Genomic DNA, 10,425 nt, shown 5'->3' with positions numbered 1-10,425 from the left:
CCGACCACCTCTGCCCGTCCGTTGCAGCACGCCGCGGCGATCGACACCATCATCGCGGTGGTCGCCGCCGAGCTGTTCGGGTTGATCAGGAGAATGCGCGGCAGCGGCCGGGTCATCAGCGCCATGCCGCGCTCAGCCGTCATGGCGCGCGGCGGCGACGCCGAGATCCTTGAAGATCGCGGTCAGTTCGTCCACCTCGGCCTCGGCGTCGCGCGGCTGGATGCGGCGCTCGATGTCCTCGAGATGATGCGTCATCGCCGCGATCGCCGCCGCCTTGTCGCGGGCGAGCACCAGGGCGCCGATGTCGGGATGCGAATCCGGCGAGCAATCCGGCTCGCCCGGCTGCTCGAAGGTCGCGATCGCCAGCGACGTGCGCAGCATCAGCTCGCGCGCCATGTCGAGCAGCACGTGGTTGCCGGCGAGCTCGGCGATCAGGATGTGGAAGTCGGCCGTCAGCGACAGCGAGGTCCAGCGGTCGGAGCGATCGTCCGCCGCCTCGCGCGCCATATGCGCCTTCAGCAGCGCCTTGCCGTGCTTGTCGAGCCGATCGATCGCGGCCGCCACCGTCGCCGCCTCGATCACGCGGCGGGCGGCGAACATCTCGCGCGCCTCCTCCCAGGTCGGCCGGTAGACGAAGGCGCCGCGGTTCGGAAACTGAACCACGATCTTGCGCGAGGCGAGATGCGCCAGCGCCTGGCGGACATGGATGCGCGTGGTGCCGAGCGCGCGCGCCAGCCGGTCCTCCCCGAGCTTGGTGCCGGGCTTGAGCCGCTTCTGGCTGATCGCGGTGAGAATGCCGCGCACGACGGGATCATCGTCCATCCGTCGCGGATCGGGCGCCTCCGTCTCCGGCTTCGCGACCGGGCGCCGCCGCAGCTTGGCCCTCGCCTGGCTTCGGGCGGGAGCCGTCCGCGCAACGTTGCGGGGTTTGGCGCGAGTCGTGGTCATGGCCCTACATCTAGCCAAACCGCGCCGTCTTTGAAACAGCCGCGCTGCTGCTTCTGACGCCAAAGCGTCGCCCATTTGGGCGCCATATCTCCAAAACAATTGGCGCCAATTTTCGGCGCCATGACAAATGTCGCGCGTGATCAACGCGTTACGAAAGCCGGACCGATGGCATAGGGCTTGCTGACCTGACGGCGGACGGAGAGACGTGATGTCGAGCAGCGCAATCAGGATGCAGACGGCAGCGGCCGCGCCCGAGGCGCGCGGCTGCGCGCTGGCGCTCGCCGGCATCGGCCACAGCTTTGGCGGCACGATCGCGCTCGACGCCATCGATCTCACCGTGGCGCCGGGCGAACTGATCGCGCTGCTCGGCCCGTCCGGCTGCGGCAAGACCACGCTCTTGCAGATCATCGCCGGCTTCCTGCAGCCGAGCCGTGGCAGTGTCGCCTTCGATGGCCTGCGCGTCGATCACACGCCGGCCAATCGGCGGCGCATCGGCATGGTGTTCCAGAACTACGCGCTGTTCCCGCATCTCACCGTGGCCGAGAACGTCGCCTACGGCCTGCGCGCCCGCCAGGCCCCGCGCGCGATGATCCAGAGCCGGGTCGCCGAGATGCTGGCGCGGGTGCAGATGACGGCCTTCGGCGCGCGCTTTCCGCGCCAATTGTCCGGCGGCCAGCAGCAGCGTGTCGCGCTGGCGCGCGCGCTCGCCATCGATCCCGTGCTGGTGCTGCTCGACGAGCCGTTCTCCGCGCTCGACAAGAACCTGCGCCTCGACATGCAGATCGAGATCAAGAGCCTGCTGAAGAGCTGCGGCGTCACCTCGATCATCGTCACGCACGACCAGGAGGAGGCGCTGTCGATGGCCGACCGCATCGTCGTGCTCAACAAAGGCCGCATCGAGCAGATCGACACGCCCGATGCGCTGTATGACGCGCCGGCCAGCCTGTTCGTGAACGGCTTCATCGGTCACGCCAATTTTCTCGAAGGCCGCACCACCGACCCGCGCGGCCACGTCGCGCTCGCCGCCGGCGGCACGCTGGCGCTGCCGCAGGCCGGGCAGCGTCCCGCCGGCACCGAAATCACCGTCTCGATCCGCCCGGAGAACCTGACGCTGTCCGCGGGCGACGCCCCCGGCGCGATCCCGACGACGATCCGCGTCGTGATGCCGCTCGGCGCCGTCAGCGTCATCGAATGCGTCATGGCGTCCGGCGAGTCCGTCAAGGTCAGCCAGTCGCGCGCGGCGTGGTCGGGACAGCCGGGCGTGCCGGCGTGGCTCGGCATCACCGACATCACCAAGGTGCACGTCTTCGATGCGCCCGCCGGTTCGCCATCCATCACCCGACCATGAGGAGCTTCGCCATGATCCTGTCCCGCCGTCGCCTGCTCGCCACCGGCGCTGCCGCACTCGCGGCGCCGAACATCATGCTGTCGTCGCGCGCCCGCGCGGCGACCTCGATCGTCGCGACCACCTATCCCGGCAGCTTCGACGAGGCGTTCCGCGCCGTGATCGGGCCGGCGTTCCAGAAGAGCAGCGGCGCCGACGTCACCTTCACGCCGCTGCTCGGCGTCGACCAGATCGGCAAGATCCAGGCCTCGCGCAACGCACCGCCGTTCGACGTCGTGCTGTTCGACGAGGGCCCGCTGATCCCGGCGATCGCCAGCGGCGTGATCGAGAAATTCCCGGCTGAATCGTCCAGGAGCTTCGCCCAGATCCCGCAGGCGTTCCGTCATCCCGACGGCTACGCGCCCGTGGTCACGGTGCAGCTGATCGGCATCGCCTACAATCCGAAGAAGATCACCACGCCGCCGACCTCCTGGGAGGACCTGTGGAAGCCGGAATACAAGGGCCGCGTCGGCATCACCGGCATGGGCTCCTCGCTCGGCACCGCCTTCATGGTCGAGATCGCCAAGCTCAACGGCGGCTCGGAGACCAATCTCGAGCCGGCGTTCGAGGCGATGAAGAAGCTCTTGCCCAATGTCGGCGCCATCGCCAACTCGCCGGGCGCGCTCGCGGCGCTGTTCCAGCAGGGCGAGATCGACATCGCCTTCAACTACTGGAACAATGTCGCGCTGCTCGCCGCCAAGGGCGTGGACGTCGCCTTCGCCAAGCCGAAATCCGGCGCGGTCATCATCCGCTCCAGCGCGCAGATCGTGAAGAACAACCAGGATCCGAAGCTCGTGCTCGACTATCTCGACACCGTGATGTCGGCCGAGGCGCAGAAGGGGCTGGAGGCCGCGCCCTGGGTGATGATGCCGACCAACAAGAACGTCGCCCTGACCGGCGCGAATCTGACGGTCGCCAACAGCGTCGACGACCTGATCGCGAACAACGTCCTGCTCGACTGGACCAAGTTCCAGGGCCCCCGCGGCGAATGGATCACGCGCTTCAACAAGGACGTGAAGATCTGACGCGCCAATGTCGGATACGTCCCGCGGCCATCGCGAGCTCGCGCCGGCGCTGCCGCTGGCGCTGCTCTTCGTCGTCGCCTTCGTGTTGCCGCTGATCGCGCTGGTCGCGATCAGCCTGTATCGCACGCCCGAATTCCTCGACCTGTCGCCGGTGCAATATCTGCGCTTCCTCCGCGACCCGTTCAGCCTGCGCGTGCTCGCCGACACCGTGATGCTCGGGCTCGAGGTCGCGCTGTGCACGCTCGTGCTCGGCTATCCGCTGGCTCTGGTCTATGCCGCGAGCGGCACGATCCTCCGCATCGCCCTCACCTTCCTGATCCTGCTGCCGCTGCTCACCAGCACGGTCGTGCGCACCTTCGCCTGGATCGTGATCCTCGGCCGCGACGGCATCGTCAACGCGACCATGCTCTCGCTCGGCCTGTGGGACAGCCCGGCGCGCCTGCTCTACAGCTGGGGCGGCCTCGTGCTGGCGCTGACCCAGATCCAGCTGCCGCTGATGGCGCTGCCGCTGATCAACAGCCTGCTGCGGCTCGACGGCAATCTGGCCAAGGCGGCCGAGGGCCTCGGCGCCGGCCGCTTCCGCGTGTTCTTCACCGTCATCCTGCCGCTGACCCTGCCGGGCGCGATCGCGGGCGGGCTGCTGGTGTTCGCCGCCGCCGCAACCGCGTTCATCACCCAGACGCTGGTCGGCGGCGGCCGCATCATCCTGATGCCGAGCTACATCTATCAGCAGTCGATGGGCGTGCAGGACTGGCCGTTCGCGGCGGCGCTGTCGCTGATCTTCACCGCGGCCGTGATCGGCATCGTCACGGCGATTGGCGCGCTGTCGCGCCTGGCAACGCGAGGCCAGCATGCAGCGTGACCTTGGCGACCGCGTCTATGGCGGCCTGGTCGGCGCGCTGGCCGCGGCGTCGACCTTGCTGCTGCTCGCTCCGACCCTCGTCGTGCTCATCATCTCGCTGACATCGGGCATGACGCTGAAATTCCCGCCGCCGAGCTGGTCCTTACGCTGGTATGTCGAGCTGTTCCGCTCGCCCGAGATCCTCGCCCCCGCCCTGACCAGCCTGCGCGTCGCCTCGTGCACGACGCTGTTCTCGGCGGTGCTCGGCAGCGCCGCCGCGCTCGGCATCTTCAACAGCCGTAGCCGCCTCGCCCGCCTGCTCGATGCGCTGTTCATGTCGCCGATGGTGCTGCCGGCGATGGCCTTCAGCCTGTCGCTGCTGCTGGTGTTCAACGTGATCGGCCTGCGGTTGTCGTTCTGGACGCTGGTCTTGGGCCACACCATCGTCTGCGTCCCCTTCGTGATCCGCATGGTCGGCGCCGCCGTGCAGCAGCTCGATCCCACCCTCGTCACCTGCTCGCTCAGCCTCGGCGCCAGCCGCTGGTACACGTTCCGCCGCATCACCCTGCCGCTGATCCGGCGCGGCATCACCGCCGGCAGCCTGGTCGCGTTCCTGTCCTCCTTCGACAACGTCCCCGTCTCGCTGTTCCTGGCCGACGCGCGCACCGAGGTGCTGCCGATCAAGCTGTGGGCCATTCTCGAGGGCAGCCTCGATGTCCGGGTGGCCGCGGTGTCCGGCGTCATCGTGGTGATCACGCTGCTCGGCCTCGTCTGCGCCGAGGCGCTCGGCGGCCTCAGCCGCAGTTTTGGAAAGCCCTCGCCATGACGATCATCCGCGACCTCCGTGGCTACGGCCGGCAGCGGCCCGCCATCACCTGGCCGAACGGCGCGCGCATCGCGGTGTCGCTGGTGATCAATTTCGAGGAAGGCGCCGAGCTCGCGGTCGAACAGGGCGACGCCGAGACAGAGCGCTATGGCGAGGTGCAGCCAAGCCTGCCGCCAGGCGTCCGCGATCTCGTGCAGGAGCAGGTGTTCGACTACGGCATGCGCGCCGGCCTGTGGCGCTTCCTCGATGCGTTCGCCGCGCGCGACATGCCCGCCACCCTGATGATGTGCGGCCGTGCGGTGGAGCGCGTGCCGGATCTCGCCCGCAGCGCGGTCGAGGCCGGCCACGAGCCGGCGGTGCATGGCTGGCGCTGGCTGCCGCATGCGCTCTACGCCGACGCCGCCACCGAGCGCCGCGACATCGTGCGCACCCGTGCGCTCATCGCCGGCGCCACGGGGGTCACGCCGGTCGGCTTCATGACGCGGGGCAGCCAGAGCCCGTGGACGCGCGAGCTCTTGGCCGAGCTCGGCTTCGCCTACGACTCCAATGCGCTCGACGACGATTTGCCATATTGGACCAAGGCGGCCGGCCGGCCGCTGCTGGTGCTGCCCTATGGCTTCGACACCAACGACATGAAGTTCTTCCACCCCAATGGCTTCGTGCAGCCGGAGGATTTTTCCAACTACGTCTCGGCCGCGCTGCGCACGCTGCTCGCGGAGGCCGCACGCGGCGCATCATCGATGCTGACGATCGGCTTTCACCTGCGCATCTCCGGACGGCCGGCGCGGTTCGCCGCGGTCGACGCCATCCTCGGCGCACTGGCAGAGCTCGGCGACCGCGTCTGGATCGCGCGACGTGCCGACATCGCGGCGCATTTTGCCGCCGCGATGCCGCAACGGTGAAGCTCAGACCCGCATCGACAGCTCGACCTCGTCGCCGAACGGCACCGAGAGATAGCCGTTGGCTGGTTCTCGAACATGCGCGAGATAATCGGGACAATAATCGGCGTTGTCGGCGACGATGAACGCGCCCGCGCTGAGCCGGCTCTCGAGCAGCGCGAGGATGTCGCCATACAGCGGCTTGGCGCCGTCGAGCAGCACCAGGTCGATCTCCTCCGGAAGATCAACGGCCAGGGTCTGCAACGCATCGCCCTGGCGGATCTCGACCAAATCGGCCAGGCCGCCCTCCTCCAGATGCTTGCGGGCTCGCGCGACTTTCGACGGCTCGAACTCGGTGGTGATCAGCCGGCCGCCGCCATTGTCGCGCAGCGCCGCGGCCAGGAACAGCGTCGAGATGCCGAACGAGGTGCCGAACTCGACGATCGATTTGGCCGCGAAGCTGCGCGCCAGCATGTAGAGCAGCAGGCCGGTGTCGCGCGACACCGGCAGCGGATAGTCCTTGAGCTGCGAATAGAGCTCGACATGGCCGGACTTGCTGCGCATCAGTCGTTCACCGCGTTCGGCCATGCCGGCGAATACCGGGCTCGTCTCCGGCCGCAGCAGCGCGGCCTCGGCGAGCAGGCGGTCGAGCAGCGGCGCAACGGGCTGGGTGGTAAGGGTGATCATGGACGTTCTCCGTCTTCACAAAGTGGTGTCGTTTGCGTCCCGGGCAAAATACGACTAATCATTCGCATTCGCTAATCGCATTCCGGACCGCGCCATGGCCGCCGCTCGAAAAGCCCAGATTTCCGCGCGAAAACAGCCGCAGCAGGCGCGCTCGACCGACCTCGTCGCGGCCATTCTGCAGGCCGCTGTTCAGGTTTTGACGACGGAGGGCGCGCAGCGCTTCACCACCGCGCGCGTCGCCGAGAAGGCCGGCGTCAGCATCGGTTCGCTGTATCAGTACTTCCCGAACAAGGCCGCGATCCTGTTCCGGCTGCAGAGCGACGAGTGGCAGCAGACTACGGCGCTGCTGCACGGCATCCTCGAGGACCAGAACCGCCCGCCCCTGGTCCGGCTGCGCGCGCTGGTCCACGCCTTCCTGCAATCGGAATGCGACGAGGCCGCGATCCGCGGCGCCCTCGACGACGCCGCCCCGCTCTATCGCGACGCGCCGGAATCGAAAGCGGCCCAGGCGCGCGGCCGCCGCGCCATGCTGGCCTTCATGCGCGAGGCGCTGCCCGACGCCGGCCCGGCCGAGCGCGCGCGGGCCGCGGACCTGGTCAAGACGACGCTCGGCCAGGTCGGCAAGCACTTCTCCGAAACCCCGCGCAGCCGCGCCGAGATTAGGGCCTATGCCGACGCGATGGCCGACATGTTCTGTGCGTATCTGTCCACCGCAACAAGCACCGCAGCCAGCCGTAAGTCATCCTGCGAGTAGTCTGTCGCGCGCTGCTCGAAGAGGTCAGCGCGTGACCAGGTCTCGGGCGGTCATGCGATCGTATGATCGCCTACTGCTCCTTCTTGAACAGATCCTGGAAGATGAGCTGGCCCCAAACGCGGCCGCGTGCGTGCACGAGCGCGCCACCCTCGTTGAGCTTTCCCAGCTTGACGGGTGCGAACCCGAGTTGTCGAGCCAGGGCCGCCACCGGTGCGACCGCGTCCTCGTCATCAGCAGACAGAAAGACGACCCGGTGCCCAACCTCGACGATCGGATCGGCAGCCAGGGTGGCGGCCACAAGATGATTGAAGCCTTTCACGAGCTTGGCGCCGGTGAACGCCTTGGCGGCGAAGGCAGAGGACGGGAGGCCGTCCAGCTCTTCAGGAGGAACGCCGAACGTATTCGTCGCGTCGATGATCGTCTTGCCCTCCCAGTTGGGCAGGGCATTGGCAACCTCGCGATGCTCCGCGAACGGGACTGCCAGGATGATCGTGTCGGCCGCGAGCGCTTCCTGCAGCGACTTGGCGACAACCTCGGGTCCAATCGCCCGAGCCTGCGGCGCCAACGCCTCGGGCGGCCGGCGGCTCGCGACGGTCACTTCGATATTCTTGCGGGCGAAGGCATGGGCGAGGGCCTGGCCGATCTTGCCGAATCCTATGATTGAACAGCTCATCATCATTCTCCGATGTTCAGATGGCCGAGAAGCCGCCGTCGACAGACAATTCCACCCCGTTCACGAAGCTGGATTCGTCCGAAGCAAGGAACAGCGCGGCCGCCGCAATTTCCTCGGGACGCCCCATCTTCCCCCGCGGGATCAGGGATTCGAACATCCTTTTCGCGTCCTCGGTGAGAACCTGGTCCTGCATTGGCGTGGCGATCGGCCCCGGGTGCAGCACGTTCACCCGGATATTCCTGCCCTTCAGTTCGTTGAGCCAACCGCGTGCGAATGCGTGCAGCGTCGCCTTGCTCGCTGCATACACGCTGTAACCAGGGAAACCTTTGATCGAAGCAACTGACCCGGTCATGAAGATCGATCCGCCATCGTTGAACAGCGGCAACGCCTTCTGGACCGTGAACAGCGTGCCGCGCGCATTCAGGTTGAAGGTCGCATCGAAATGCTGCTCGGTGATCTCGCCAAGTTGAACCGCCTCGCCCGTGCCGGCGCTCGCGTACAACACGTCGATCTTGCCCTTGACCCGCTTGACTGTGTCGAACAGGCGGTCGAGGTCATCGAGATTGGCCGCGTCGCCGCGCGCGGCGGTCACGTTTCGGCCAATCAGTTCGACGGCCTCATCGAGCGCCTGCTGCCTCCGGCCTGTTATGAAAACGTAGGCGCCTTCTTCAACGAACCGCTTGGCGCTCGCCAGCGCCAATCCGCTCGATCCACCCGTGACGACTGCAACCTTACCCTCAAGCTTTTTCATGACTTCCTTTCAGACTCCGTCTTTGGTTGTTCGGGGGAGCCCCCGACACCTTCGAGATGGGTCCGCCAGCGTCAGGCGTTGAGTGCCGAAGCGTGCACATCGGTGGTGCAAAATCGATCCGGCTGGACGAGCAGCGCCAGCCGCGACGATCGATGTCCCCGCTGTTCGGATTGTGCCCCGCTCGTCGACATAAGCTATGATGGCCGTCGTTCTGACGTACGATGCGTTGGACACGGGCCCTGGAAGGCGCACGGCGCGGCGCGGGAATGCACCATGATCGACTGGGATGACGTTCGCTATTTTCTCGCCGTCGCGCGCGGAGGCTCGGTGCGAGCCGCCGCCGGGACCCTGGGTGTGAACCACGCGACCGTGCTGCGACGGATCGCCCAGCTTGAGGAACGCCTCGGGGCGCACATGTTCGAGAAGCTGCCTTCGGGCTACCGCCTCACGGTGGCGGGCGAGGAGGTCCTCGAGCTCGCCATCCAGATGGAAGCGTCGTCGCATCAGCTGGAGACACGCGTCTTCGGGCGCGACCAGAGCGTGCGCGGCCGTCTGCGGGTGACGTTGACACCGATCCTCGCGACACACCTGCTCATTCCGGACTTCGCCGATTTCGCGCGTCTGCATCCGGACATCGAGATGGATGTTCTATCGTCGGGCGAGCTGGCAAATCTGACCAACCGCGAGGCTGACGTTGCGATCCGCGTCGTCTATGATCGTAAAACCCTGCCGCTCAATCTTCACGGCCTCAAGGGACCGGAGCTGTTCGGCGGCGTCTACATGTCCCGGGATCGACTGGCCGCATGGCGTGCGGGCGCGCCTGATCCCATCCGGTGGATCGTCATCAGCACGCATGGCGTTCCAGAGTGGGCCACCACGGGAGACGTTCGGACCACGGGGGTTCCGTTCAGGACCACGGACGCCGCAGCGGAGATCGCTGCGGTACGGCATGGGCTCGGGATCACGACACTGCCGTGCTTCGTCGGCGATGCGGATCCCCTGCTGGTGCGGGTGCCGGGCACCGAACTGCACATGTACGGAACGCTCTGGCTGCTCACGCAGGGGGAGACACGCAAGACGAAGCGCGTACAGCTCTTCACGGAGTTCGTATCCCGCAGGCTCGCCGCGTACGTGCCGCTTCTCGCAGGGCTGTCCCCAGCGCACGCCTGACGGGCGGCAGGTCGCTGGCGGCGCATGCCGCATCGGAATGGAAGGCGAGCTACGTCGCATCAAGCGGCCGCGTTCAATCAGTGAATTCCCTCCCCCGGGTCGATCACGCTGCGAGGACGAGGCGTGGTATCGCGCAGCGGCGCGGAGGCGCCGAGGAGGGATTGCAAGCACGAGTCCGCGTTCGCGAAGATCCGAATTTTTGCTGTCTCCTCAACCTGATTTGCCCTGTCCAGTCCCATTGCGAAAAATATTCCAATTTCTTTTTTACCGAAATCATGATCATATCCGCGCATCCCGCCCGATCGAGGGGCGCTGTCGCGAACGTCACGAAGCGTCGGGTGGGATGCGGTGGCCGGTTCTCGTCGCAGCGTGCGTCATGCGCGCGGACGAACGAGGGGAGCCGGACGGCGAAGTCGCGTGGTCCTGATACTCCGACGCTAGTATCACGCGCTGATGCGCAAGCATCATGCGCAACGGTGGCCAGACAG

11 protein-coding genes are annotated in these 10,425 nt (G+C 67.0%); 7 read left to right on the top strand and 4 right to left on the bottom strand.

The window, feature by feature from the left end; genetic code table 11:
* Positions 1 to 132 precede the first annotated feature (132 nt).
* Positions 133 to 948 (bottom strand): GntR family transcriptional regulator, encoded by an 816-nt coding sequence (locus BRAS3809_RS21215; protein WP_008964079.1) that lies wholly within the window; start codon positions 946 to 948, stop codon positions 133 to 135.
* 208 nt (positions 949 to 1,156) lie between these two features.
* Between BRAS3809_RS21215 and BRAS3809_RS21210 the strand changes: the two genes are divergently transcribed.
* Genes BRAS3809_RS21210 through BRAS3809_RS21190 form a run of 5 tightly spaced genes read left to right on the top strand, consistent with a single transcriptional unit; the run spans position 1,157 to position 5,926 of the window.
* The gene (locus BRAS3809_RS21210; RefSeq protein ID WP_008964078.1) at positions 1,157 to 2,296 is read left to right on the top strand and encodes an ABC transporter ATP-binding protein; all 1,140 of its coding nucleotides are present in this window, start codon (positions 1,157 to 1,159) and stop codon (positions 2,294 to 2,296) included.
* Positions 2,297 to 2,307: 11 nt separating this feature from the next.
* On the top strand, positions 2,308 to 3,357 hold the full coding sequence (locus BRAS3809_RS21205; protein ID WP_035657438.1) for an ABC transporter substrate-binding protein: 1,050 nt from the start codon (positions 2,308 to 2,310) through the stop codon (positions 3,355 to 3,357).
* Positions 3,358 to 3,364: 7 nt separating this feature from the next.
* Positions 3,365 to 4,219, top strand: coding sequence for an ABC transporter permease (locus BRAS3809_RS21200; RefSeq protein ID WP_008964076.1), 855 nt, complete (start codon positions 3,365 to 3,367; stop codon positions 4,217 to 4,219).
* On the top strand, positions 4,209 to 5,024 hold the full coding sequence (locus tag BRAS3809_RS21195) for an ABC transporter permease (protein ID WP_008964075.1): 816 nt from the start codon (positions 4,209 to 4,211) through the stop codon (positions 5,022 to 5,024). The genes BRAS3809_RS21200 and BRAS3809_RS21195 overlap by 11 nt, the downstream gene beginning before the upstream one ends.
* Complete coding sequence (locus BRAS3809_RS21190) at positions 5,021 to 5,926, top strand: polysaccharide deacetylase family protein (protein WP_008964074.1); 906 nt, start codon at positions 5,021 to 5,023, stop codon at positions 5,924 to 5,926. The genes BRAS3809_RS21195 and BRAS3809_RS21190 overlap by 4 nt, the downstream gene beginning before the upstream one ends.
* A gap of 3 nt (positions 5,927 to 5,929) precedes the next feature.
* Here the strand turns inward: BRAS3809_RS21190 and BRAS3809_RS21185 are convergent, their stop codons facing one another.
* Positions 5,930 to 6,589, bottom strand: coding sequence for an O-methyltransferase (locus BRAS3809_RS21185; protein WP_008964073.1), 660 nt, complete (start codon positions 6,587 to 6,589; stop codon positions 5,930 to 5,932).
* 94 nt (positions 6,590 to 6,683) lie between these two features.
* Here BRAS3809_RS21185 and BRAS3809_RS21180 point away from each other — a divergent pair, with 94 nt between their 5' ends.
* Entirely contained in the window at positions 6,684 to 7,343 is a 660-nt protein-coding gene (locus BRAS3809_RS21180; protein WP_008964072.1) for a TetR/AcrR family transcriptional regulator, read from the top strand.
* A 70-nt stretch (positions 7,344 to 7,413) separates the two neighbouring features.
* Here the strand turns inward: BRAS3809_RS21180 and BRAS3809_RS21175 are convergent, their stop codons facing one another.
* Complete coding sequence (locus BRAS3809_RS21175) at positions 7,414 to 8,016, bottom strand: NADPH-dependent F420 reductase (RefSeq protein WP_035657435.1); 603 nt, start codon at positions 8,014 to 8,016, stop codon at positions 7,414 to 7,416.
* 16 nt (positions 8,017 to 8,032) lie between these two features.
* A complete protein-coding gene (locus BRAS3809_RS21170; protein WP_008964070.1) occupies positions 8,033 to 8,767 on the bottom strand; it encodes an SDR family NAD(P)-dependent oxidoreductase in 735 nt (244 codons plus the stop codon).
* Between the two features lie 273 nt (positions 8,768 to 9,040).
* Between BRAS3809_RS21170 and BRAS3809_RS21165 the strand changes: the two genes are divergently transcribed.
* Entirely contained in the window at positions 9,041 to 9,937 is an 897-nt protein-coding gene (locus BRAS3809_RS21165; RefSeq protein WP_008964069.1) for a LysR family transcriptional regulator, read from the top strand.
* The last annotated feature ends 488 nt before the right edge of the window (positions 9,938 to 10,425 follow it).

The organism is Bradyrhizobium sp. STM 3809, assembly GCF_000239795.1.
GTDB lineage: Bacteria > Pseudomonadota > Alphaproteobacteria > Rhizobiales > Xanthobacteraceae > Bradyrhizobium.
The sequence above is the reverse complement of the archived record's forward strand: the minus strand, read 5'-3'. Positions and strand labels throughout refer to the sequence as shown.

Coding starts and splice junctions, on each gene's coding strand:
- BRAS3809_RS21210 (WP_008964078.1), top strand. CDS start 1,157: ATGTCGAGCAGCGCAATCAGGATGCAGACGGCAGCGGCCGCGCCCGAG.
- BRAS3809_RS21180 (WP_008964072.1), top strand. CDS start 6,684: ATGGCCGCCGCTCGAAAAGCCCAGATTTCCGCGCGAAAACAGCCGCAG.
- BRAS3809_RS21215 (WP_008964079.1), bottom strand. CDS start 948: ATGACCACGACTCGCGCCAAACCCCGCAACGTTGCGCGGACGGCTCCC.
- BRAS3809_RS21185 (WP_008964073.1), bottom strand. CDS start 6,589: ATGATCACCCTTACCACCCAGCCCGTTGCGCCGCTGCTCGACCGCCTG.
- BRAS3809_RS21205 (WP_035657438.1), top strand. CDS start 2,308: ATGATCCTGTCCCGCCGTCGCCTGCTCGCCACCGGCGCTGCCGCACTC.
- BRAS3809_RS21190 (WP_008964074.1), top strand. CDS start 5,021: ATGACGATCATCCGCGACCTCCGTGGCTACGGCCGGCAGCGGCCCGCC.
- BRAS3809_RS21175 (WP_035657435.1), bottom strand. CDS start 8,016: ATGAGCTGTTCAATCATAGGATTCGGCAAGATCGGCCAGGCCCTCGCC.
- BRAS3809_RS21165 (WP_008964069.1), top strand. CDS start 9,041: ATGATCGACTGGGATGACGTTCGCTATTTTCTCGCCGTCGCGCGCGGA.
- BRAS3809_RS21200 (WP_008964076.1), top strand. CDS start 3,365: ATGTCGGATACGTCCCGCGGCCATCGCGAGCTCGCGCCGGCGCTGCCG.
- BRAS3809_RS21195 (WP_008964075.1), top strand. CDS start 4,209: ATGCAGCGTGACCTTGGCGACCGCGTCTATGGCGGCCTGGTCGGCGCG.
- BRAS3809_RS21170 (WP_008964070.1), bottom strand. CDS start 8,767: ATGAAAAAGCTTGAGGGTAAGGTTGCAGTCGTCACGGGTGGATCGAGC.